This is a genomic window from Nocardia sienata NBRC 100364 (assembly GCF_001613205.1).
GTDB classification, from domain to species: Bacteria; Actinomycetota; Actinomycetes; order Mycobacteriales; family Mycobacteriaceae; genus Nocardia; species Nocardia sienata.
Genome location: NZ_BDBX01000039.1, coordinates 101,144 through 123,633, shown reverse-complemented (window position 1 = coordinate 123,633; position 22,490 = coordinate 101,144). Strand labels below are relative to the sequence as shown.

The 22,490-nt window shown below is 70.4% G+C and carries 21 protein-coding genes; 8 read left to right on the top strand and 13 right to left on the bottom strand.

The features are described 5' to 3' along the window. Positions 1–50 precede the first annotated feature (50 nt). The 3 genes from NS4_RS21565 to NS4_RS21555 are packed head-to-tail and all read right to left on the bottom strand — an operon-like array spanning position 51 to position 3,537. Positions 51–1,295: an MFS transporter gene (locus NS4_RS21565; protein ID WP_063061324.1), complete on the bottom strand. Its 1,245-nt coding sequence runs from the start codon at positions 1,293–1,295 to the stop codon at positions 51–53. Further along, a complete protein-coding gene (locus NS4_RS21560) occupies positions 1,292–2,371 on the bottom strand; it encodes an amidohydrolase family protein (protein ID WP_063061323.1) in 1,080 nt (359 codons plus the stop codon). The genes NS4_RS21565 and NS4_RS21560 overlap by 4 nt, the downstream gene beginning before the upstream one ends. A gap of 35 nt (positions 2,372–2,406) precedes the next feature. Further along, on the bottom strand, positions 2,407–3,537 hold the full coding sequence (locus NS4_RS21555; RefSeq protein ID WP_063061322.1) for a beta-ketoacyl-[acyl-carrier-protein] synthase family protein: 1,131 nt from the start codon (positions 3,535–3,537) through the stop codon (positions 2,407–2,409). 312 nt (positions 3,538–3,849) lie between these two features. Between NS4_RS21555 and NS4_RS21550 the strand changes: the two genes are divergently transcribed. Next, positions 3,850–6,765 carry a helix-turn-helix transcriptional regulator gene (locus NS4_RS21550; RefSeq protein ID WP_063061321.1) on the top strand — a complete coding sequence of 972 codons (2,916 nt, stop codon included), beginning with the start codon at positions 3,850–3,852 and terminating at the stop codon, positions 6,763–6,765. Positions 6,766–6,927: 162 nt separating this feature from the next. Here the strand turns inward: NS4_RS21550 and NS4_RS21545 are convergent, their stop codons facing one another. Next, positions 6,928–8,106 carry a winged helix DNA-binding domain-containing protein gene (locus NS4_RS21545; protein ID WP_063061320.1) on the bottom strand — a complete coding sequence of 393 codons (1,179 nt, stop codon included), beginning with the start codon at positions 8,104–8,106 and terminating at the stop codon, positions 6,928–6,930. 89 nt (positions 8,107–8,195) lie between these two features. Here NS4_RS21545 and NS4_RS21540 point away from each other — a divergent pair, with 89 nt between their 5' ends. After that, complete coding sequence (locus NS4_RS21540) at positions 8,196–9,170, top strand: alpha/beta hydrolase family protein (RefSeq protein ID WP_245665610.1); 975 nt, start codon at positions 8,196–8,198, stop codon at positions 9,168–9,170. A 14-nt stretch (positions 9,171–9,184) separates the two neighbouring features. Here the strand turns inward: NS4_RS21540 and hisH are convergent, their stop codons facing one another. The 7 genes from hisH to NS4_RS21505 all read right to left on the bottom strand — a co-directional run bounded on the left by hisH (position 9,185) and on the right by NS4_RS21505 (position 15,747). Beyond that, on the bottom strand, positions 9,185–9,817 hold the full coding sequence (hisH, locus tag NS4_RS21535; RefSeq protein WP_063061318.1) for an imidazole glycerol phosphate synthase subunit HisH: 633 nt from the start codon (positions 9,815–9,817) through the stop codon (positions 9,185–9,187). Next, positions 9,814–10,446, bottom strand: coding sequence for an imidazoleglycerol-phosphate dehydratase HisB (gene hisB, locus NS4_RS21530; protein WP_063061355.1), 633 nt, complete (start codon positions 10,444–10,446; stop codon positions 9,814–9,816). Before hisB ends, hisH begins: the two co-directional genes overlap by 4 nt. 20 nt (positions 10,447–10,466) lie before the next feature. Then, the gene (locus tag NS4_RS21525; protein WP_063061317.1) at positions 10,467–11,624 is read right to left on the bottom strand and encodes a histidinol-phosphate transaminase; all 1,158 of its coding nucleotides are present in this window, start codon (positions 11,622–11,624) and stop codon (positions 10,467–10,469) included. Further along, entirely contained in the window at positions 11,621–12,958 is a 1,338-nt protein-coding gene (hisD, locus tag NS4_RS21520) for a histidinol dehydrogenase (RefSeq protein ID WP_063061316.1), read from the bottom strand. The genes NS4_RS21525 and hisD overlap by 4 nt, the downstream gene beginning before the upstream one ends. 97 nt (positions 12,959–13,055) lie before the next feature. Beyond that, positions 13,056–13,487: a hypothetical protein gene (locus tag NS4_RS21515; RefSeq protein WP_063061315.1), complete on the bottom strand. Its 432-nt coding sequence runs from the start codon at positions 13,485–13,487 to the stop codon at positions 13,056–13,058. Between the two features lie 36 nt (positions 13,488–13,523). After that, positions 13,524–14,126, bottom strand: a complete 603-nt coding sequence (locus NS4_RS21510; protein ID WP_245665609.1) for a maleylpyruvate isomerase family mycothiol-dependent enzyme — start codon at positions 14,124–14,126, stop codon at positions 13,524–13,526. Between the two features lie 52 nt (positions 14,127–14,178). Further along, a complete protein-coding gene (locus tag NS4_RS21505; protein WP_063061314.1) occupies positions 14,179–15,747 on the bottom strand; it encodes a serine/threonine-protein kinase in 1,569 nt (522 codons plus the stop codon). Between the two features lie 288 nt (positions 15,748–16,035). Between NS4_RS21505 and priA the strand changes: the two genes are divergently transcribed. The 4 genes from priA to hisI are packed head-to-tail and all read left to right on the top strand — an operon-like array spanning position 16,036 to position 18,785. Then, entirely contained in the window at positions 16,036–16,767 is a 732-nt protein-coding gene (priA, locus tag NS4_RS21500; RefSeq protein WP_063061313.1) for a bifunctional 1-(5-phosphoribosyl)-5-((5-phosphoribosylamino)methylideneamino)imidazole-4-carboxamide isomerase/phosphoribosylanthranilate isomerase PriA, read from the top strand. 25 nt (positions 16,768–16,792) lie between these two features. Then, on the top strand, positions 16,793–17,662 hold the full coding sequence (locus NS4_RS21495) for an inositol monophosphatase family protein (RefSeq protein ID WP_084487567.1): 870 nt from the start codon (positions 16,793–16,795) through the stop codon (positions 17,660–17,662). Then, the gene (gene hisF, locus NS4_RS21490) at positions 17,662–18,435 is read left to right on the top strand and encodes an imidazole glycerol phosphate synthase subunit HisF (protein WP_063061312.1); all 774 of its coding nucleotides are present in this window, start codon (positions 17,662–17,664) and stop codon (positions 18,433–18,435) included. Before NS4_RS21495 ends, hisF begins: the two co-directional genes overlap by 1 nt. Next, positions 18,435–18,785 (top strand): phosphoribosyl-AMP cyclohydrolase, encoded by a 351-nt coding sequence (gene hisI / locus NS4_RS21485; RefSeq protein WP_063061311.1) that lies wholly within the window; start codon positions 18,435–18,437, stop codon positions 18,783–18,785. The genes hisF and hisI overlap by 1 nt, the downstream gene beginning before the upstream one ends. Before the next feature lie 9 nt (positions 18,786–18,794). Here the strand turns inward: hisI and NS4_RS21480 are convergent, their stop codons facing one another. Both NS4_RS21480 and NS4_RS21475 read right to left on the bottom strand, forming a co-directional pair. Further along, complete coding sequence (locus NS4_RS21480; protein WP_063061310.1) at positions 18,795–19,286, bottom strand: MarR family winged helix-turn-helix transcriptional regulator; 492 nt, start codon at positions 19,284–19,286, stop codon at positions 18,795–18,797. Positions 19,287–19,429: 143 nt separating this feature from the next. Then, positions 19,430–19,894 carry a peroxiredoxin gene (locus NS4_RS21475; RefSeq protein WP_063061309.1) on the bottom strand — a complete coding sequence of 155 codons (465 nt, stop codon included), beginning with the start codon at positions 19,892–19,894 and terminating at the stop codon, positions 19,430–19,432. 76 nt (positions 19,895–19,970) lie between these two features. Between NS4_RS21475 and NS4_RS21470 the strand changes: the two genes are divergently transcribed. Both NS4_RS21470 and NS4_RS21465 read left to right on the top strand, forming a co-directional pair. Beyond that, positions 19,971–21,569 carry an anthranilate synthase component I gene (locus tag NS4_RS21470; protein WP_063061308.1) on the top strand — a complete coding sequence of 533 codons (1,599 nt, stop codon included), beginning with the start codon at positions 19,971–19,973 and terminating at the stop codon, positions 21,567–21,569. Beyond that, positions 21,566–22,465, top strand: a complete 900-nt coding sequence (locus NS4_RS21465) for a TIGR02234 family membrane protein (protein WP_084487566.1) — start codon at positions 21,566–21,568, stop codon at positions 22,463–22,465. Before NS4_RS21470 ends, NS4_RS21465 begins: the two co-directional genes overlap by 4 nt. Positions 22,466–22,490: the final 25 nt, after the last annotated feature.

Sequence of the window (22,490 nt, the reverse complement as noted above, 5' to 3'; positions counted from 1 at the left end):
CCCCGACGCGGCAACGGATCACGCGGCGCGCCCGGCTCAGCGGACGCGCATCACGGCCCGCCTGCGACTGCGTGCCCACCGGGGTCCGGCCGGCGGGGCGGTTGCGGTACGGCCGAACCCGCCAGGAGCTGAACCAGGCATAAACCGGCCAGCAGCCAGATGACCGGCTCCCAGGACCCGCACCACATATGCAGGGCGCTCTGCGCCGCGACCCCCACACCCGCCAGTGCGTAACCGATTCCGTGGGTCGTCGCCGACAACACCGTCACCGAGCCCTGGCCGGGCGCGCGCAGTGAGATCAGGCTCAGGATGAGCGACAGAGTTCCCAGCCCCACTCCGATCGCCGCGGCCCACAGCCACGGCGCCGTCTGCGGATACCGGGACAGACCCAGTAGGCCCAGCGCGGGGGTCACGGTGGCGACGACGAGCGGCAGAGCGCGGCCGGGTCCGTCCGCGCGGCGCACCCACCCGGGCAGCAGCGCAGCGGCCGGAAGCCCGGCGGCGGCCGCGATACCGAGCAGCAGTCCCGCGGTGGCGGGGTCGGTACCCGCCTCGCGATAGAACGACGGCAGCAGATTCATGACGCCGAACGCTGTGGTCGCCCACGCGGCGAACAACACGATCAGCGACCAGGACAGTCGTCCGCGCGGAACCAGTATCGACCGCAGGGGCGGCGCGGGTGAGCCGGTCGCGTCCGGGCCCGGGTCGCGCCGCAGCGCACACACCCACAGCACCACGGCCACCGCGCATACCGGCGCCCACAGTCCCAGACCCCACCGCCACGAACCGGCCGCGCTCACCGGTGTGGTCAGGAATGCCCCGGCGGCGCTGCCGATACCGATGGCGGGCGCGTACAGGGCCGTCATCCGAGTCGCGCCGTGCGCGGAGCGGCCGGCAAGGACCGGTAGCAGGGTCGCCACCAGCGCGGTGGCCAGCGCCGTTACCGTCGTGCCGGTGATCAGCAGACCGGGCCCGCCGAGAACGCGCACGAGCTGGCCGACCGCCATGATCGCCAGCGCGCCGGCGAAGACACGCGCCGGATCCCATGCCGCCGCCAGCCGCGGTGTCAGCAGACCGCCCACCGCATAGCACCACAGCGGCAACGTGACGACCCAACCGAGGACCACCGAGTCGATGCCGGTGGCGGCCGGCACGAATTCCAGCGCCGCGCCGAGACCGGTGATCGGTGGGCGCAGGCAGAATCCCGCGAGGACCAGCGCGGCGGCGCCGAGGAGCCAGGCCCGGCCGGGCGGACCGGCAACGGTGTCTTCCCCCAGCGCCGGCGCTCCGGTCATCTCGGCACCGGGGCGCCGTTGACCGCGGCCGTGGCCGGCGCCGCCGGACGCGAGCCCGGCGTCAGCCCGAGCAGTTCGCTGATATTGCGCCAGGCGACTCGTTCCAGCAGTTCATCGTCGGCAGCGGCGTCCAGCTCGTCCACCCGCCACCGTGCCCGCAGCGCGGCCAGTTGCGGACCCACCTCCTCCATCGGATAGTCCAGCGCCATCGCCACCCGGTCGGCTCCCGCCCCTGAGACCGCCGCCCAGAATGCGACCGGGTCGGTCACCCCCGAGGTGGTGACGAACAGGTTGGTGCGCAGATAGTGCGAGGGGGGATGATCGAGCCGCAGGCCGTGCCGCTGCGCGTTCGCCACCTGCCAGCGGGAGTCCAACCGGGACGGGGCGGCGAGCAGGCCTTCACCGGCGTGGCCGAGGATCACGGTGAGCCCACGGGTCGCCGGACGGTCGAAGACACCGGCGCACAGCAGACGCAGGAAATGGGCGGCCGTCTCGACGCCCCAGCCGAACAGGGGCCCGCGTAATTGTGGATGACCGGCCGTCCACGCCGCGGCGTCCGGCGCATTCGCCGGATGGAGATACAGCGGAACATCGAGTTCGGCGACTGCCTCCAAGAAATCCCGGTACTGCGGTTCGTCCAGGTAGGAGCCGCAGGTGTGGCCGTTGATCAATACTCCGACCAGGCCCAGCTCGCCGATCGCGCGCTGCAGCTCCCGGATCGCGGCGGCGGGGTCCTGCAGCGCGACCGTGGCGAAGCCGGCGAACCGGTCCGGTGCCGAGGCCACCACCTCGGCCAGCCAGTCGTTGGTGCGGGCCGCGAGGCGGGTGGCCTTCGCCGGGTCCGGCTCGATCTGGATACCGGGCGCGGTCGGCGACAGCACCTGCACGGTGATGCCGTGGGCGTCCATCGTGGCCAGTCGCTCGTGGCCGACATCGCGCAGCCGGTGCTCGGCCTCGGCCCAGTACGCGGCGTCGAGGTTGTTACGGGCGCCGTCCAGATACTCGCTCAGGAAATACGGGAGCACGTGCTCCTCCACGGTGACGATCCGCTCGGGGCGCCCGATGGGCTGTGGCATGACTTTCCTCTCTTTTCGATCCGCGGTTTCCGCGGTCAGCCGACCACGACGTCACCGCGCACCACTGTCGTGCGGTCCACCGCGTCCGGCCGGGCCGCGGGCAGCAGGGCCCGGCCGACGAACGCGTCGGTACCGAAGCCGGGGCCGAACCCGGCGCCCAGCAGCGGAGCACCCCGTGCCGGGCGCAGCGCCGGATCCGCCGCGATCAGCGCGATCGCGTCCAGCACGGCCGAGGACATGAGGTTGCCGCGGGTCAGCGACTGCCACGCCGGGGCGACCTGGTGGGCGTCGAGACCAAGGGTCTGCTGGACATCCCGGATGATGTTGTTGCCGCCCGCGTGCAGGGCACAGACGGCCAGATCCGCCGCGGCCCACCCTTGCCTGCCCAGCAGCGCCCGCAGTGTGGGTGCCACGGCCGGGATGGAACGCACCGCGTCGGTGGTGAGCCGGAACCGCGGCCCCTCGTCGGTGACGACCCAGGTGATGGCGTCCGAGGTGCCGGGCACCTCGTAGCGGGCGATATCGAGCAGCTCTATGCCCTCCTCGAGCGAGGCGGACACGACAGCGGCTGCCGCGGCGTCGGAGAACAGCGTGCTGGACACGATATTGCCGACCAGCCCGGCTTCGTCCAGCTCTGTTTCGACATGGAAATGCGGCGACGCGGTATCGGCGGTGACGATCAGGACCGTGTCGCCGGGGTGGGCCCGCAGCCACGTGTGCGCCAGCGTGATCGCGTGCGCGCCGCCCCGGCAACCCATCCCTGCCACCGGCAGCGCGGCGCAGTCCCGGCGCAGCCCCAAGGCCTGCGTCAGCGCGCTGATCGGGGACGGCATCGACATCAGCGTGGACGACTCGAGGATCACCACATCGATATCGGTGCCGCTGCGGCCCACCGAATCCAGCGCTGCCCACGCGGCGGGCACCGCGTAGGCGTGGAATGCGTCCCAGGCAGCGGCATTGCGGGCCGCGAACCCCCGCATACCCATGATCTCCTCGGTGCGCAGGTGCATCGGATGCACCTCGATGGCGAGCCGGCCGGCCATGGTGAGGGCACGCTCCACCGCGTGGGCCCGCGGGCTGCCGGGCGGGAACACCCGCTCGTACCGGTCGCGCACAGCCGCGACGAGTTCGGTGTGCGGTATCGCATGTGGCGGAACGGTCACCACCGGGACCGATACTCGGGGATGCCTGACGGGCGGATTCACTGAGTGCGTCCAATCTCTGCTCCGGCGCGTCGCCGTCGGCCACGGGTTCTCGTGCCGGCGACGCTGCCGAACCAAGGATCACCGACACCGCGGACCCCCGGACAGTAGGGAGATCCCTACATTCGGGTATGCGGGGACGAGAAACTCAGCGCGACAGAAGGACTCGGGGTGGCTACCATCCTCGGCCAAGGCCCGGAGAGATCGGCGAACCGGGCCGCTGGGCCCGGAGGTAGCGAATCGGTGATGTCACCGGGACGAGATGGCCTGTCCTTGGTGGGCAGGACGGCGGAACTGCAGGAGATCCAGGCGGCGTTGCTCGCCACCCGGCAGGGAGCCGACGCGGCGATCCTGATCACCGGCGAACCGGGTATCGGAAAGACCCGGTTGCTACGGGAAGCCGCCGACCGGGCCGCGGAGCTGGGCTTCCAGGTGATGTATGGGGGTGGCACCGAACTCGAGCACGAGATTCCCTACGCGGCCGTGATCGACGCCCTCGACGAACCGCTGAGCGCGCTGCGCCGCGCCGATCTCACCGCCCTCGGCCGCGACAGCCTGGCCGAACTCGGCCGGCTGCTGCCATCGCTGGCGGCATGGGCGGGGCCCTTGGCGACCACCCTGCAGGTAGAGCGGCATCGCTGTCATCACGCCATTCGGTCGGTACTGCATCGGCTCGCTGCCCGGCGGCCGGTGTTGCTGGTGCTCGACGATGTGCAGTGGGCCGATCACGCCTCCGTCGAAGTGGTCGTGCATCTGTTGCGGCACCGGTCGCCCGGGCTGATGTTGCTGCTGGCCCATCGCCGTCCGTCGCTTCCCGATATCGCGTCCGCGGCCCTGTACCGCGCCGCCTACGACCGCACCCTCACCGTGCTGGAACTCGGGGCGTTGTCGCTGGGCGAAACCGCCGAACTCGTCCACGGCGAAGATCTGGACGACGGCGAACTGACACAATTGCACGATCAGTGCGGCGGTAATCCCTTCTATCTCCAGGAACTGGCCCGTGTCTGGCGGCGATCGGCGGCCGCGGCGGCCGGCGATGGCGGCACCGGCCCGCTCGAGGTTCCCGCCGCGATCCGGGTGGCACTGGCCCAGGAGATCCGCGCATTGTCCCCCGATGCCCGTCGGCTGCTGCACGCCGCGGCCGTAGCCGGTGGTTCCGTCGAATGGGATCTCGCTGTCGAGATAAGCGAACTGACCCCAGCGCAGGCTCGGCGTGCGACCAACGAAGTGGTGGAGACCGGCATCGTGCACGGGTCGGCGACACCGGGCCGGCTGGTGTTCCGGCATCCCATCGTCCGCCTCGCCGTCTACGAGGCCGCGGGCTACGGATGGCGCACCCAGGCCCATCGCCGCGCGGCGACAGCGCTGGCCCGGCGCGGTGCGGCACTGGCGGTGCGCGCCCACCACTGGGAGCGCTGTGCCACGGTCGGCGACGAACAGGCGATCACCCTGCTCACCGAGACGGGCGTGGCGGTGGCACCCCGGGCCCCGGTTGCCGCGGCACGCTGGTTCCGGGCGGCGCTGCGGCTGCTGAGCGACGACGCACCGGCCCGACAGCGGCTCTCACTGTCGCTTTCGCTCGCCGACGCGTTGAACGCGACCGGCCGGCTCGGCGAATGCAGCGAGGTGCTGCGACGCGCGCTCGACCTCATTCCCGCGGAGGCCGTCACCGACCGAGCCGGTGTGCTGACTCGGATCGCGCTGACCGAGCAGGGTCTCGGCAACGCCACCGAAGGCGGGCGGCTGCTGACCGCGGCATTGTCGCTGACCCCTGCGGGCAGTCTCACGGCGGGCGCGCTGCAGCTCGAGCTGGCCAAGAACCATTTGATGATGCGGGATTGGGACGAAGCGGCCCGCGTAACCCGGCAGGTGCGCAGCGGCGCGCAGGACTGCGCCGACCAGCGGTTGTATCTGGCCGCGACCGCGGCCGATGCCTATATGGGCACCCTGCAGTGCGGGGACTCGCTCGTGCAGGCATCGGCCCGCCTCGATGAGGCCGCTTCGGCGCTGGACGCGCTGACCGACACCGAGGTCGCACCCGACCTGCTGGACGGGCTCACCAATGTGGTGTACGCCGAGGTATCGCTGGAGCGGTTCGCGTCCGCGGCCGCGCACGCGGCGCGCGGTATCCGGCTCTCCCGGGATACCGGACACGGCAGACATCTGGTGGAACTCCAGCATCTGCGCGCACTCGCCTTTCTCATGCAGGGCCGGTTGGAGGCCGGGCTCTCGGCCGCCGCGAGTGCTGTGGAAAGCGCTCTGTTGCTCGGCAATTCGCCGATGGTGGCATTGACCGAGGCGACCCGCTGCTGGCTGCTGATGCTGTTGGGCCGGATAGCCGATTCTCTCGCCTCCGGGGCGCTGGCCGTCCGGGTGAACGCGCAGGCGCCGAACGCGCTGTTCGCCTGGCATGCTCCGCTGGTCCACGGGGCCGCGCTCATCGAAGCGGGCCGCTACCGCCACGGCCGCCGCGAACTGCTCACCGTCGCCGGGGGACACGAGCAGCCGCCGATGTTCCCGACCACGATGCCGTACTTCTACCGCTATCTCGTCGACAGTGAACTCGCACTCGGACGTGTCGACGCCGCCGAGCAGACCACGCGCCAGGTCGAGAGCATTGTCGGCGCGATGCCGATGTTGTCCATGCGCGCCGGGGATGCCAAATACTGCCGGGCCAGAATTCAGCTGCACTGCGGAGACGACGCCGCTGCCCGCATCACCGCCGAACAGTCCGTCGCCGCCTACGAGGCGGCCGGAACCCCGGTGGAGGCCGCTCGGGCGAGGCTGCTGCTCGGGCACGCGCTGTCGGGCTACGACGAGGCCGCCGCCGAGCGGGAGTTCGACAGCGCGTTGAGCACCGCGGAGATCTGCGGTGCGGCGCGGCTGGCCGAACGGGCCCGGCTGGGCTTGCATCGGGTGGGTGGACGTCGGCCCTCGCGGCGCCGCGACCGGCCGCCGGCGACCACGGATCGGCTCGGCGACCTGACCGAGCGACAGACCGAGATCGTGTCTCGTGTGGTGCTCGGCCGGACCAACAAACAGATCTCCGAAGAACTCCACCTCAGCGAGAAAACCGTCGAGGCCCACCTCACTCGCCTCTACACCAGACTCGGCGTCTCGTCGCGGACCGAACTCGCCGCCGTGGCCAGTGGCAGCTGGTCGACCGCTTCCGGCGGCTCACTCCCGGGGTGACGGAGGGCCCCGCGAAATCAGCAGTCGCGGACCACGGTGCGCTCCCGCTCGCCCCGGTACCGCGGACCGGGTAACGAACAGCAGCCGCAACGCGTCACCGTCGGCTTCCCGAAAGGCGCGGATTCGCGTATCGGACAGTGCAATTCGGTAGAGCGCCCGCTCTCATGCGGTGAGTTCCCGCTCCAGCGGGGTGCGGAACCGCGGGATCGGGCGCATCTCACCGAACCAGCCGGCGGCGCGTTCGGCCTCCGCGTCGACCAACGCGGTGGCGTCCGCGCCGATATCCTCCAGCAGCCGTGTCACGATCTCGCCGTCCTTGCGCTGGGCCCAGCCGCCGACGATCCGGCCGTCGTACCAGATGGTCGGCCCGATATTGCCGTTGCGGTCGAAGAGCCGAGGCCGATGTTCACCCAGATACCAGGCGCGCGACTGCCAGCCCATCGGAGTCGGATCCAGCGCGGGTAGCAGTGCGGCCCACGGCGACGGATCGGCCACCGGTTCGAGGTCGTCGGCCAGGAGTACGCCGGTGCCGCCGTCCAACTCGACCGCTACGGTCTCCAGCCCCGCCAACGCCTTGCGGACCTGACCCAGTGTCCAACCGGTCCACCATTTGATATCGCCGATGGGCGCCGGGCCGAACGCGCGCAACCAGGCCCGGACCAATTCGGTACGGGCTTGGTCGATTCCGGGTCCGGCAAGTGGCCCGGACAGCCAGGATTCCACCGGCGCCCAGGAGTACTGGCTGCTCGACCAGGTGCCGTTCGGCCGGGCCCGCACGATCCGGCCCTCGGTCCCGAGCAGCACCAGCACCCAGCTGGTGATACTCGTCGGCCGTGAATACGACTTCTCCGGCGCGGTATTGATCTGTGTACGCAGTTCGGGCACGTCCTTGCTCAGCTGGGCTCCGGTCGCACTGCCCCGGGCCAGCAGGGCTCGGTGCGTGCGATCGGCGACATCGTCGAGCCAGCCGGCCGCGTCACCCTCGCCGATACCCGCCTGTTCCAGATACCGCGCATAGGTGCGGCGCTGTTTGACCGCCAGATCGGCACCGCAGGAGGCATGGAGCACGGGCACCAGGTCGACCGGCGCGACGAACATGGTGCGCCGCATGGCCAGCATGCGCACCAGCGACCTGTCCTCGTACAGCGCCCGCTCCACCTGCGCCGGGCCGAGGTCGTGACCGCGCGCCGCCACGGACAGGTGCACGGTGGCCGGGTCGGTGGCGTGCAGCACCACCAGCGACCGCGCGATCTCGGCCGGATCGGCGCCGCGGTGCGCAGCGGCGAGCCGGTGCCGGACGCCGATCCGGGCACGGCGCTGCGCAGTACTGATCGAATACATGGCCCGGATGCTAGCGGCGAGATCCGACATCCCGGCCGGTCGCGGCGCGGTTGCGGCGAATGTGTGCCGCGCCGTGGAATATTCGAAGGATGAGCAGACGCGTGATGAGCTTCCTGACCGGGGTGCTGTTGACGGCGTTGACGGCGACGCTGCCGGCCGCCGCACCCGCCGGCGCGACCCAGGCGTGCTCGGTCCAGGCCCGGCCGGTCTCACTTCCGGTCGACGGCGAGCAGGCCACCGGCCTCATCTACGAACCGCACGGCTGCGCGGTCGGGAACGCGTTGATCGTCGCGGCGCACGGGCACAAGGGTTCGGCCGCCCAGTATGCCGAGTACGTCACCGCGATCGCCGCGCGGACCGGGACTCCGGTCCTGTCCATGGATATGCGGGGCAGTGCCCGGTGGCCCACCGGTGAGTGGAACCTGTGGGCCGGATGGCAGGACCTGGTCGCCGCGACCCAGTGGTACAAGGGCTCACATCCCGGCGTCGCGCGCACCATCCTGTGGGGCTGGAGCCAGGGTGCGATGACCTCCGGCCTGGCCGCCGCCTACGGCCCGGCCGGACTGTTCGACTACTGGGTCGACACCTTCGGCCCGTCCGATCTGGCCACGCACTGGGCGGGGCCCGCCTCGGACTACCCCGCGCTGCAGGCACAGATCCAGCGGGACGCGGGTGGCTGTGTCCCCCTGGCGTGCCCGCTCGCCTACGCGGAACGGTCGCCGGCGCTACAGGCCGGCCGGATGGGTATCCGGCATGCCTTCCTCATCCACGGAACCGCCGACGAGGTGGTGCCATTCGCGGCCAGTACCCAGATGCGGGCCGCGCTGATGCTCGCCGGCAAACCCAGCACGCTGTACTCGATCGTGAGCGGGCGCACCCTGAACGGAGCGGTCGAACCGGGCCGCCACAATGTCGGGCCGGCCCTGTTCGAGGCGGGTTGTGTGGTGGAGCGGCTCGCGCTCGGGACCGAGCCACTCGACGGTAACCGCGACTACGTGGTCGATGTCGCCCGCGGCGTCGTGGCCGCGCCCCCGCCGCCGCCCGACGCCAAATGCGCCGCGTAGCGGAGTTGTAGCGATCAGAGCGATTTCACCCAGTTGGACAGCAGCTGCGCCCCGGCGTCACCCGACTTCTCCGGATGGAACTGCGTCGCCGAGAGCGCGCCGTTCTCCACCGCGGCCAGGAACCGGCCGGTGCCGTACTCGCACCAGGTCAGTCCGGGAGCGGCGAGGTGGTCGCTGGGAGGCAGCTCCCAGCTGCGGGCGGCGTAGGTGTGCACGAAATAGAAGCGGGTGGTGGGATCCATACCCGCGAAGAGCACGCTGTCGGCCGGCGCGGTGACGGTGTTCCAGCCCATATGCGGAAGCACCGGCGCGTCCAATTTGTCGACGGTGCCGGGCCATTCCCCGCACCCCTCGGTTTCCACACCGAACTCCACACCCCGGTCGAACAGGATCTGCATCCCCACACAGATACCCAGTACCGGCCGCCCACCGGCCAGACGCTGCCCGATGATCCGTTCCCCGCGCACCTCGCGCAGACCGGCCATACAGGCGGCGAAGGCCCCGACACCGGGGACCACCAGGCCGTCGGCGGCGAGCGCGGCCTCGGGATCGGCGGTCACCTCCACCTGCGCACCGGCGCGCACCAGCGCCCGCTCGGCCGAATGCAGATTGCCCGACCCGTAATCCAACAGAACCACCGACGTCATAGCGCTCCCTTCGTCGAGGGCACACCCTGGACGCGCGGATCGGGTTCCACGGCGGCGCGCAGCGCGCGGGCCACCGCCTTGTACTCGGCCTCGGTCACATGGTGCTGGTCGCGGCCGTAGAGCACCCGGACGTGTAACGCGATCCGGGCATTGAGGGCGATCGATTCGAAGACGTGCCGGTTGAGCACCGTCGAATACGGCGCGCCGGGATCGTTGCGGCCACGCACGGGTGCGCCGGGGATGACGGCGTGCAGCAGGTGATCGGGTTCGCCGGTGTGCACACAGTAGGGCCGGCCCGAGACGTCCACCGCGGCATGCGCCAGGGTCTCGTCCATCGGAATGTAGGCGTCGCCGAAGCGGCGGATGCCTTTCTTGTCGCCGAGCGCCTGTCCGAGCGCCTGCCCGAAAACGATCGCGGTGTCCTCGACGGTGTGGTGCGCCTCGATCTCGATATCGCCGTCGGCGCGCACGGTCAGGTCGAAACTGGCGTGGGTGCCGAGCGCGGTGAGCATATGGTCGTAGAACGGGACCCCGGTGGCGATATCGGTCTTGCCGGTGCCATCGAGGTCCAGTTCCACCACGATGCTGGATTCCCTGGTGGTGCGCTCCACCCGCGCGGTTCGGTTCATACTCACTTCCGTCTCGGTGCTCAGCTGTGCGCTGTCGGTTCGGTGGTGGCCAGTTTCGCGCTGACCCGCAGGAATTCGTCGTTCTCGGCGGCCAGCCCGATGGTGGCGCGCAGATAACCGCCGATCCCGACATCGCGGATGAGCACACCTTCGTCCAGGTAGTGCTGCCAGGCGCGCGCGGCATCCGCGAACTTCCCGAACAGCAGGAAGTTCGCGTCGCTGGGGACCACCTCGTACCCCAGCTCGGTCAGCCCCCGGGCGACCCGGTCGCGTTGCGCGGACAGTTCGGCCACGCTCGCCAGTGTCTCGTCGGCATGGCGCAGCGCGGCCCGCGCCGCGGCCTGGGTCACCACCGACAGGTGATAGGGCAACCGCACCAGCAGCAGCGCATCGATGACCGCGGGCGCGGCGACTAGATAACCGAGGCGGCCGCCGGCGAACGCGAACGCCTTGCTCATCGTCCGGCTGACCACCAGTTTGGCGGGGTAGCGGTCGATCAGGCCGACGGCACTGGGTGCGGCGGAGAATTCCGCGTAGGCCTCGTCCACGATCACGATTCCGGGGGCGGCGTCGAGGATCCGGGCCAGATCGGCGGGCGCGATACTGTGCCCGGTGGGATTGTTGGGGCTGGTCACGAAGACCACGTCGGGTCGCCGTTCGGCGAGGGCGGCGAGGGCGGCGTCGATATCGATCGCGAAATCGGCACCCCGCTTGGCCTCGACCCATTCGGTATCGATGCCCCCGGAGATGATCGGATGCATCGAATACGAGGGTACGAAACCCAGTGCCCGCCGGCCGGGCCCGCCGAACGCCTGGAGTAGCTGCTGCAGGATCTCGTTGGACCCGTTGGCCGCCCACACATTGGCCGCGTCCACCGCGACCCCGGTCTGCCGGGTGAGGTAGGCGGCGAGATCGGCGCGCAGGGCCACCGCGTCGCGATCCGGATAGCGGTGCAGATCGGCGGCCGCGGCCCGGACCGCCTCGGCCACATCGTCGATCAGCGCGCGGCTCGGCGGATGCGGGTTCTCATTGGTGTTGAGCTGCACCGGCACGCTGAGTTGCGGTGCGCCGTACGGGGATTTACCGCGCAGGTTCTCCCGCAGCGGGAGCGCGTCGAGACCGATGGCGGATCCGGGAATCGCGGTCGCGGAGGTCGCCGCGGCGTCGGGGGCGGTCACGACAGCGCCTCGAAACGCGCGCGGACGGCCTGGCCGTGGGCGGGCAGGTCTTCGGCATCGGCCAGCGCGACGACATGCCCGGCCACATCTTTCAGGGCCGTCTCGCTGTACTCCACCACGTGGATTCCGCGCAGGAAGGTCTGCACGCTGAGCCCGGAGGAATGCCGGGCACACCCGGCCGTGGGCAGCACGTGATTCGAGCCGGCGCAGTAGTCGCCGAGGCTGACCGGGGCGTAGGGGCCGACGAAGATGGCGCCTGCGCTGCGTACCCGGGCGGCCACGGCCGCGGCATCGGCGGTCTGGATCTCGAGGTGTTCGGCGGCGTAGGCGTTGACCACCCGCAGACCCTGCTCGATATCGTCGACCAGCACGGTGCCCGATTGCGTCCCGGTCAGCGCCGTGGTGACCCGGTCGGCGTGTTTCACCACCGTCAGCTGCGCGGTCAGCGCCGCGTCCACCGCGTCGGCCAGTTCGGGGCTGTCGGTGACCAGCACACTGGCCGCGAGCACATCGTGTTCGGCCTGACTGATCAGGTCGGCGGCCACATGTACCGGATCGGCGGTGGCGTCGGCCAGCACGGCGATCTCGGTGGGACCGGCCTCGGCGTCGATCCCGACCAGGCCGCGGCAGAGCCGTTTGGCGGCGGTCACGTAGATATTGCCGGGGCCGGTGATCAGATCGACCGGCAGGAGCTCGGCGCCGTCGGTATCGGTACCGCCGTAGGACAGCAGCGCCACCGCCTGCGCCCCGCCGACCGCCCATACTTCCTCGACGCCCAGCAGCCGGGCGGCGGCCAGGATGGTGGGGTGCGGGAGCCCGCCGAACTGTTGTTGCGGCGGTGAGGCCACCACCAGCGATTCCACTCCGGCGGCCTGGGCCGGGACGACGTTCATCACGACGCTGGACGGGTAGACCGCGTTACCGCCGGGCACGTACAGCCCGACCCGCTCCACCGGAACCCAGCGCTCGGTCACGGTCCCGCCCGGCACCACCTCGGTGGTGGTGTCGGTGCGCCGCTGATCGGCGTGCACCGCGCGAGTGCGGTCGATCGCGACCTCGAGCGCGGCGCGTACCGCCGGATCGAGCTCGTCCAGGGCCGTGGCGAGTCGCTGCGCCGGGACACGGACGGAGTCCGGGGTGACACCGTCGAATTTCGCGCCGAATTCCAGCGCCGCGGCCGCGCCGCGGTCGCGGACGGCCTCCACCACGGGCCGCACCTGATGCAGTACCGAGTCCACATCGACACCACCGCGCGGCAGCGCGGTGCGCAGTTGCGCGGTCGTGGGAGTGCGACCGCGCAGATCCACGCGGGCGAGCTCGATACGGGATGTCATGGTGGTTTCGGTCCTTGTCTCCGGCCTGGGTACTCAGCACAGGGTGCGGTTCCAAGCCTAACGGGCCGCAACCACCGAATATCCGCGCGGTCGGTGATCAGGAGATCCGGGTGTAGACGAAATCGAGCCAGTGCTCCCAGCTGCGCGGATCCAGCTCGGAGTCCGAGCGCTCCCAGGTGGCGCGGAATGTGGTCCCCGTCTCGTCCAGGTTTCCGGTGAACCGCTGGGAATGACCGGGCGCATCGCGCCACACCCGCCACAGCGGTCCGTCGAAGGAACCCTGGTAGACGCGGTGCTCGCCGAACTGGTCGTAGTGCAGGATGACGAGGCGCTCCTGGTAGAGATCGTCCGCGCCGACGAGCCAGGTCCAGCTGACCCCCGGATCCGGGACCGTGTAGCGGACCGTCAGGAATCGTGCGTCGGGCATCCACTCGATCGCCGTATGCCCGGTGATATCGGGGTACAGGCTCGTGGTCGTCTTCCATTCCCCGGTCATCCTGCCCATCGCGGACAGCGCGGACTCGGTCATCTACGCGTCTCCCATCGGTGGGGCGAACTCTGATGTTCAGCTACAGCGGCGACGCAGTTCCGCCACCCCCTCGCCCTCGAGTTCGTCGAGGACCACCGGACGGCCAACCATCGCCAACGCTAGCGCCTCGCCCCGGCCCCGTACCGCAGGACCGGACCCTTTGACCCAGTCGAAATCTGTCGCGGCGAACTGTAACCCCTTCGTATACCGCCCGGGACGGGCGAACGGGTCGGGCCGGTCGAGCACGGCGCGCAGCCGGTCGGCGGGGATCTCGCGGGGCCGGCCGAGCGGGCGGCGGATGTCCTGCTGGTGGACGAACAGGTCGACCAGACCCAGCCGGGGCCACCAGCGCGATACCGACCCCGCAGCCGCGGCGAACTCCGCCAGCAGCTGCGCCGGCGTCCGCCGCGCACCGATCGCCGCCATGGCGTTGTTGACGCCGTCGATGGAGAAACGGTTACGCACCGTGATCCCGGCGTACTCGGTGAGCGAGATGCTGTCGTAGCGCAGATGGGCCACCAGCTCCCGCACCCGCCAGCCGGTGCACAGGGTGGGCGCGTCCCACTCCGCCTCGGACAGCTCCCGCAGCAGGGCGGTCATCTCGGCGCGCTCGTCGGCGAGCATCCGCCGAATATCCATGTCGCCCACCATAACCGGCCGGACTCCGGTGTGTCCCGGAGCCGACCGGCGGTCAGCGGGTGTCGCTGTCGATCAGCAGACTGCCACCGGAGCTGATGATGCGCAGGGTCGGAGTACGGGTCTGGCCGCCGTAACTGAGATTGTTCACCCGCATATCCACCGAACCGTCGGGATTGTTGCCCTTGTACGCCTCGATCCGGCTGAAATTCTGCACGGTGCGGGTCGACCAGTACTGCTGGAACTCCTGCTGGCTGCCGTACACCTGCTGGGCGGCGGGGGTCAGCAGCGACCAGGACCCGGCGGGATCGAGATAGAACTGTTCGATGAGCTGCCCGGCCTGTACCCATTCCACCGAGCCGGTACTGGCCGTGGCACCGAGCGCGGGACCGCTCGAGGCCGGGGTGTCGGGCGAGTTCGAGACGGTGGCACTGGTGGTGGTGTCGGCCTGCGCCGAACCGCTGTCTCCGGAGTCGGCGGAGTTGAAGAACAGCACCCCGCCGACGACCGCGGCACCGGCGATACCGCCGATCATCACCGCGCGTTTGACTCCGCCGCCCCCGCCCGCTTTCTGCGCGACGGGCTGGGTGGTGGTCGGCGGATGCCCGGCCGGCCGGCGCGGCGGCCGGGACTCCTGCTCGTTACGACCCGGCGACCGTGATTCCGGCCGTCGCCGGGGCGGGGCGTCCTCGGCCGGGGGGCCGTACCGGCCGGGGGCCGGGGATTCCATGGTGCTGACCGCGGCGCCGCCGTGGCCGTTGCGACCGTGGCGGTCGAAGGCCTCGCGCGCCGGAACGAATCCCGCGTGCTCGGCCGCGGCGTTCTCGTAGCCGGCGAATCGGGCCAGTGCTTCCCGGGCCTCGCGCATGTTCGGCCGGTCCCGGGGATCGGAGCTGAGCAGATCCAGTACGAAATCGGTGGCGGGGCCGGCATTCTGCGGTTCGCTCACCTGGCCGTTGGCCGCGGCGTAGAGCACCTTGAGCGGATTGCCCGATCCGAACGGCGGCTCACCCTCCAGTGCGTGGAAGAGCGTGGCGCCGAGAGCGAAGACGTCCGCGGCCGGCGTCGGATCGGCGCCGCGCGCCACTTCCGGCGCGAGATAGGCGGCGGTTCCGCAGATCAGGCCGGTCTCGGTGAGCGTGACATCACCGGTGGCCCGGGAGATACCGAAATCGGTGATCTTCACGGTGCCGTGATCGTCGAGTAGCACATTGCCCGGTTTCACATCGCGGTGCACGATCCCGGCCTGATGGGCCGCGATGAGCGCCGAGGCCACCTGTTCGCCGATCCGGGCGACCTGCGGTAGCGGCAGCGGCCCCTGCGCGGACAGCACCTGCGCCAGGCTGCGGGATTTCATGTACTCCATCACCAGGCACGGATCGCCGCCGTGCTCGGTGATATCGAAGACCACGATGGCATTCGGATGCTGGAACCGGGCAGCGTTGCGGGCCTCCCGGGTCGCGCGCTGGCGGAGCACATCGCGCTCCGCGGGCGGCAGACTGGGTTTGATATGGATCTGCTTGATCGCCACCGACCGTTGCAGACGCTCGTCGACGGCACGCCAGACCACGCCTGTGCCGCCGCTACCAATCTGCTCGACCAGGCGGTAGTGATCCGCGATCAACTGACCGGTATCGATGGCGCCTACTCCGAACCTTCTCGAAATCGTGACATGCCGCGTCCTTGACCACTCACGCGTCCGGGACGAGTGTAGCGGGCACCTCGACCGCCCCAGTGGGTGATGTCACCTTAGCGGGCGGCCGGTCGTGGAGGCGTGCCGGCCGGAGGGCGCGCGGGCGCCGCCCGCGAAACGTGGCGAACGCCGGGCGAACCTGCCCGCCGCCACCGCTGGACCGGCCGGGCGCGGACTGCGGATGGGTCACGCCCGGCCGCACCTACTAGGCTGTTCCGAGTGAGTCTTGTGCTGCTGCCCGCTGTCGATGTCGCCAATGGAGAGGCCGTTCGCCTGGTACAGGGCGCGGCGGGCAGCGAAACCAGTTACGGTTCGCCCCGCGACGCGGCTCTGGCGTGGCAGGAGGCCGGCGCCGAATGGGTCCATCTGGTCGATCTCGACGCGGCGTTCGGCCGCGGCTCCAACCGGGAACTACTCGCGGCGGTCGTCGGTGAACTCGATGTGGCCGTCGAACTGTCCGGTGGGATCCGCGACGACGAATCGCTGAAGGCCGCGATGGCCACCGGCTGCGCCCGGGTCAACCTCGGCACCGCCGCCCTCGAGGACCCGCAGTGGTGTGCCCGGGCGATCGCGGAGTACGGCGAACGGGTCGCGGTCGGGCTCGATGTGCAGAAGGTCGACGGGGAATACCGGCTGCGCGGCCGCGGCTGGGTCAGCGACGGAGGCGACCTGTGGGAGGTACTCGAACGGCTGGAACGCGACGGCTGCTCCCGCTACGTCGTCACCGATGTCACCAAGGACGGCACCCTCACCGGACCGAACCTGGACCTGCTGCGCGAGGTGTGCATGGCCACCGACGCGCCGGTGATCGCCTCGGGCGGGGTGTCGGCCCTGGCCGATCTCACCGCGATCGCCGAACTGGTGCCCGAGGGTGTGGAGGGGGCGATCGTGGGCAAGGCCTTGTACGCGGGCCGGTTCACTCTTCCCGAGGCGCTGGCCGCCGTACGTTGAACCGCGACGATCGAGGTCTGAGGCGATGACCAGGACAGACAGTGAACTGGCCACTCTACTGGCGACCGCCGCCGAGGTCCTCGACGGCGTGAGCGCACGCTTTCTCGAGGGCCGGGGCGCGCCCAGTGCGGTGGCCAAGGGGTCGCGGGATTTCGCGACCGAACTGGATCTGGAGCTCGAACGCACCATCTCCGCCCGGCTGGTCGACCGGACCGGTATCGAGGTGCACGGCGAGGAGTTCGGCGGCCCCACGCTCACCAGCGGCACCGCCTGGGTGCTGGACCCCATCGACGGCACCTTCAACTATTCGAACGGGCATCCGCTCACCGGGACCTTGCTGGCGCTGATCCGCGATGGTGAACCGGTACTCGGCCTGGCGTGGTTTCCGCCGCTGGGCCGCCGGTACGCGGCGGTCGCGGGCGGCCCGCTGCTGCTCGACGGAAAGCCGCAGCCGCCGCTGGCCCCGGCCGTGCTCGACGAGGCGATGATCGGGTTCGGGGCGTTCAACATCGAATCCACCGGACGGGTACCGGGTCTGTTCCGGCATCGGGTCCTCGGTGCGCTCAGCGCGCTGTCCTCCCGGGTGCGGATGCACGGGTCCACCGGTATCGACCTGGCCTTCACCGCCGAGGGCACGCTGGGTGGGGCGATCGTCTTCGGCCACCACCCGTGGGACAACGCGGCCGGCGCGCTCATGGTCCGGTGCGCGGGCGGCGTGGTCACCGACCTCGAGGGCGTGGACTGGACCATCGAATCCGGTTCGGTGCTGGCGGCCGCGCCGGGTGTGCACGCCGAACTGCTGGATATGATCGCCGCGACCAGGGGCAGCGGGTACACCGCCGTCTCCGAGCGGGTGGACACGGCCGGTCCGCGTGGCGGAGAGGAGAACACCTGATGACACTCGCTACCCGGGTGATTCCTTGCCTGGACGTCGATTCGGGGCGCGTGGTCAAGGGCGTGAACTTCCAGAACCTGCGCGATGCCGGTGACCCCGTGGAATTGGCGGCGGTCTACGACGCCCAGGGCGCCGACGAACTCACCTTCCTCGATGTCACCGCCTCCAGCGGCGATCGCGGAACCATGCTCGACGTGGTGACCCGGACCGCCGAGCAGATCTTCATCCCGCTCACCGTCGGCGGCGGGGTCCGCACCGTCGAGGATGTGGACCGGCTGTTGCGCGCGGGAGCCGACAAGGTCTCGGTCAATACCGCCGCCATCGCACGGCCCGAGGTGCTGCACGAGATGTCGCAGCGATTCGGGTCGCAGTGCATCGTGCTGTCGGTGGACGCCCGGACCGTGCCCGAGGGGGAGCCGGCCACCCCGTCGGGCTGGGAGGTCACCACGCACGGCGGGCGGCGCGGGACCGGAATCGACGCAGTCGAATGGGCGATCCGCGGCGCCGAACTCGGGGTGGGGGAGATCCTGCTCAACTCGATGGACGCCGACGGTACCAAGGCCGGTTTCGATCTGCCGATGATCGGCGCGGTGCGGGCCGCGGTCTCGATCCCGGTGATCGCTTCCGGTGGTGCGGGCGCGGTGGAGCATTTCGCCCCGGCCGTGCAGGCCGGTGCCGACGCCGTTCTGGCCGCGAGCGTGTTCCACTTCGGTGATTTGACCATTCCGCAGGTCAAGGACGCCATGCGCGCGGCAGATCTGGTGGTGCGGTGATGGATCAGATCCTCGATCCGGCCATCGCCGCCCGGCTCAAACGCAACGAGGCCGGCTTGGTGGCCGCTGTCGCGCAAGAACGCGCCACCGGCGAGGTGCTGATGATGGCCTGGATGGACGACCAGGCGCTGGCGCGCACCCTGGCCACCCGCCGTGCCACCTACTATTCGCGGTCCCGGCAGCAGTACTGGGTGAAGGGCGAGACCTCCGGGCACACCCAGTACGTGCACGAGGTGCGGCTGGACTGCGACGGTGACACCGTGCTGCTGATCGTCGATCAGGAGGGCGCGGCCTGCCATACCGGTACACATACGTGCTTCGACGCCGATGTACTGCTGGCCGGAGAGTAGGCCGGCGGGTCAGCGTCGCGAATCCGAGGCGGTGGGCGGACCGGACCGTCCGAGGGCTGTTCCCAGGTGGGTAGTGAGGGTCTCGCCCAGGTCGGCCAGGGCCGCGGTCTGTTCGGCGTCCAGGGCCTCGAACACCAGCCGGCGCACCACGTCCATATAGCCGGGCGCTGCCTCCAGGACCTTCTGCTGGCCCTCGTCGGTGAGCAGGGCCAGCACACCGCGACGGCCGGTGGTCGGCGTGCGGGTAGCCCAGCCCATACGCTCGAGCTTGGACACTACATGCGACAGCCTCGATAGCGATGAGTTAGCTCTGTGCGCGAGTTCGCTCATCTGCAGTCGCCGGTCCGGCGCCTCCGAGAGCAGGGTGAGCACCCAGTACTCGAAATGAGTGACCCCGGACTCTCGCTGCAGATCGGTGTCCAAAGCCCCGGGCAGGCGGTTCAACAGTGCGACCAGCGCGCGCCAGGCGCGCCCTTCGACCGGGTTCAGCCAATCCGTCACTTGTCCGCCTTCTCTCCACCCCGGCGACGATTGCGGCAGCGGTCGCTCGGCTATGAAGAGTTTGCCACGACTTCGCTCGGTCGTGTGGCATCTCGGAAACAAGGTGAGTTCACTCACAGGGCCCGCGCGGACCCTGTGAGGGGTCAGGCGTCGGTGCGGCCGCGCAGGAACTCCAGGGCCTTGTCCGCGTGCACATTCGCCCGCAGTTCACTGCTGATCACGGTCAGGATCCGGCGGTCGGTACCGATTACGAAGGTATGCCGTTTCACCGGCATCAGCTTGCCCAGCAGACCACGCTTGACGCCGTATTCCTCGGCGACCGTGCCGTCGGCGTCGGAGAGCAGCGGATACTCCAGTCGTTGCGATCCCGCGAATCCGGCCTGCACGTCCACCGCGTCGGCACTGATCCCGGCGCAGCTCGCGCCGAGCGCGGCGAATTCGGCGGTGAGGTCGCGGAAATGACAGGCCTCCGCGGTGCACACAGGTGTGTTCGCGGCGGGGTAGAAGAACAGCACGAGCGGCCCGTCGGCCAGCAGGGAGTCCAGGGAGCGCAGTGTGCCGCGCTGATCCGGGAGTTCGAACGAGGGGGCGAGCGAGCCGATCTTCATACCCGGACAGTACTGCGGCGGCGTACCGCGCGGGGTGCGTCGCGACGCCTTCGGGTGGAACTGGAATGATAGGCAGATGCACGGCGCGCATACTCCCGCGACTACCTCCCGCGAACAGTTCCTCGAACTCGCTGCCGAACACCGGGTCGTTCCCGTGACCCGGAAGGTGCTGGCGGATTCGGAGACGCCGCTGTCGGCCTATCGCAAACTGGCCGGTGACCGCGCGGGCACTTTCCTGTTCGAATCCGCGGAGAACGGCCGATCGTGGTCGCGCTGGTCGTTCATCGGCGCGGGCAGCCCGTCGGCGCTCACCGCCGTGGACGGCGCCGCCACCTGGCTCGGCGCGACTCCGGCGGGTGCGCCATCGGGCGGCGATCCGCTCGAGGTGTTGCGCGAGACCCTGGAACTGCTGCGCACCGAGCGGCTGCCCGATCTGCCACCACTCACCGGCGGCATGGTCGGTTACCTCGGCTACGACGCGGTGCGCCGCATAGAACGGCTGCCCGAGTACGCGCTCGACGATCTGCGACTGCCGGAGATGGTGCTGCTGCTGGCCACGGATTTGGCCGCGTTCGATCACCACGAGGGCGCGATCACCCTGATCGCCAACGCGGTGAACTGGAACGGCACCTCCGAGAACGTCGACGCGGCCTATGACGACGCCGTCGCCCGGCTGGACCGGATGACCGCCGCCCTCGGCGCGCCCGCCCCCTCCACGGTCTCGGTGTTCGATCAGCCCGAACCGCAGTACCGGCGCGCCCGTACGCCGGACGAGTTCGGCGCCGGCGTGCGTCGCCTGGTGTCGGAGATCGAGGCCGGTGAGGCGTTCCAGGTGGTGCTGTCGCAACGATTCGAGATGGACTACGGCGGCGCGCCGATCGATTTGTACCGCATGCTCCGTGCGGCCAACCCGAGCCCCTACATGTTCCTACTGCACATCCCGGACGGGGACGGCAACACTGCGTTCTCCATCGTCGGCTCCAGCCCGGAAGCGCTGGTGGCGGTGCAGGACGGGGTCGCGACCACGCATCCGATCGCGGGTACCCGGTGGCGCGGCGCCACCGAGGAGGACGATCTGCTGCTCGAGAAGGGGCTGCTGGCCGACGAGAAGGAGAACGCCGAACATCTCATGCTGGTCGACCTCGGCCGTAACGATCTGGGCCGGGTGTGTGTCCCGGGGACGGTGCGCGTCACCGAATACCGGCACGTCGAGCGGTACAGCCATGTGATGCATCTGGTCTCCACGGTCACCGGGCGGCTCGCCCCGGGCAAGATCGCCCTGGACGCGGTGCGCGCGTGTTTCCCGGCGGGCACGCTCTCCGGGGCGCCCAAGGTCCGTGCCATGCAGTTGATCGAGGAACTCGAGCCCACTCGGCGCGGGGTGTACGGCGGGGTGGTCGGCTACCTCGATTTCGCCGGCGACGCCGATACCGCGATCGCCATCCGCACCGCCCTGCTCAAGGACGGTATCGCCTACGTGCAGGCGGGCGCCGGTGTGGTGGCCGACTCCGAGGCCGAATACGAGGACACCGAATCCCGTAACAAGGCGATGGCCGTACTGCGTGCGGTCGCCGCCGCCGAAACGGTGCGCGCCTTCGACGAGGGGACCGATGCCGACCCGCGGCGGGACGGGGCGCGCGAATCCGCCGCAGCGGTGCCCGGGGGCGGCGTATGACAGCGGCGGGCGATCCCGGGCCCGACGGCCCACGCGGTTCCGCCTCGGACGGGGCGGATACCGGCGCCCCTCGACCGGACCCCCTGGACTGGGGCGACGAGAAATCGCCCGCCACCGAACCGGCCGGGCCCGCCCCGGGCAGCCGGTACCCGGTGCCCGCGATCGGGTTGCTCGCCGTGGCCGCGGCCGCGCTGTGGGGGTCCTCGCGATTGACCTGGGTCACGGTGACCTCGGCGGACGGACTCACCGAACCCCGTACCGACGAGCTGAACGGTGGCGTCTGGTTCGGCGCCCTGACCCCGCTGGCGCTGGTGCTGCTGGCCGCGATCGCCGCGATCCTGGCGACCCGCGGCTGGATACGCCGGCTGGTGGGCGTCCTGGTGGCGTTGATCGCCGCGGTGACCGCCGTGCCGGCGCTGGCGTTGCTCACCGGCTCCGGGGCCACCGAGCAGCGAGCGGCGGCGCTGGCCGAACTGCCCGGCCGGGCGCAGGTACAGGAGGTGGTGACGGCGCCGGGCGCCGCCGTGCTCGCGTTGGCCGGGGCGCTGGCCGCATTCGGTGCCGGGTTGCTACTGGCCCGGATGCCGGCCGGTACGAAACAGCTGTCGGGCAAGTACGACGCGCCGGCCACCCGCAAGGCCGCGGCGACGCGGGCGGTGCGGGAGGGACCGGCGGATGGACCGCTACCGGAGCGAGTGCTGTGGGATGCCCTCGACGCCGGTGCGGACCCGACCGATCCTGCGGACACGGAGTCGGCGGCACCGGGCGACACACCGGACACGCGCGATACCCGTTCCGATACGTCGGGAAACATTTCCGGCGCACCCGGAGGCGCCGAGAACCGGCCGGGTACGGCCGGAAAGGCGGATTCGAAGGAATCCGGCGACGCCCCTTAGCAGGTCGGCCGGGGCGGTGTGATCC

Excerpts from the sequence above, each read along its gene's own strand:
- hisH (WP_063061318.1), bottom strand. The coding sequence starts at position 9,817 with ATGACGTCGGTGGTTCTGTTGGATTACGGGTCGGGCAATCTGCATTCG.
- hisF (WP_063061312.1), top strand. The coding sequence starts at position 17,662 with ATGACACTCGCTACCCGGGTGATTCCTTGCCTGGACGTCGATTCGGGG.
- hisD (WP_063061316.1), bottom strand. The coding sequence starts at position 12,958 with ATGACATCCCGTATCGAGCTCGCCCGCGTGGATCTGCGCGGTCGCACT.
- NS4_RS21475 (WP_063061309.1), bottom strand. The coding sequence starts at position 19,894 with ATGAAGATCGGCTCGCTCGCCCCCTCGTTCGAACTCCCGGATCAGCGC.
- NS4_RS21465 (WP_084487566.1), top strand. The coding sequence starts at position 21,566 with ATGACAGCGGCGGGCGATCCCGGGCCCGACGGCCCACGCGGTTCCGCC.
- NS4_RS21510 (WP_245665609.1), bottom strand. The coding sequence starts at position 14,126 with ATGGATATTCGGCGGATGCTCGCCGACGAGCGCGCCGAGATGACCGCC.
- NS4_RS21565 (WP_063061324.1), bottom strand. The coding sequence starts at position 1,295 with ATGACCGGAGCGCCGGCGCTGGGGGAAGACACCGTTGCCGGTCCGCCC.
- hisI (WP_063061311.1), top strand. The coding sequence starts at position 18,435 with ATGGATCAGATCCTCGATCCGGCCATCGCCGCCCGGCTCAAACGCAAC.
- NS4_RS21470 (WP_063061308.1), top strand. The coding sequence starts at position 19,971 with ATGCACGGCGCGCATACTCCCGCGACTACCTCCCGCGAACAGTTCCTC.
- hisB (WP_063061355.1), bottom strand. The coding sequence starts at position 10,446 with ATGAACCGAACCGCGCGGGTGGAGCGCACCACCAGGGAATCCAGCATC.
- NS4_RS21560 (WP_063061323.1), bottom strand. The coding sequence starts at position 2,371 with ATGCCACAGCCCATCGGGCGCCCCGAGCGGATCGTCACCGTGGAGGAG.
- NS4_RS21495 (WP_084487567.1), top strand. The coding sequence starts at position 16,793 with ATGACCAGGACAGACAGTGAACTGGCCACTCTACTGGCGACCGCCGCC.
- NS4_RS21540 (WP_245665610.1), top strand. The coding sequence starts at position 8,196 with ATGAGCAGACGCGTGATGAGCTTCCTGACCGGGGTGCTGTTGACGGCG.
- NS4_RS21545 (WP_063061320.1), bottom strand. The coding sequence starts at position 8,106 with ATGTATTCGATCAGTACTGCGCAGCGCCGTGCCCGGATCGGCGTCCGG.
- NS4_RS21515 (WP_063061315.1), bottom strand. The coding sequence starts at position 13,487 with ATGACCGAGTCCGCGCTGTCCGCGATGGGCAGGATGACCGGGGAATGG.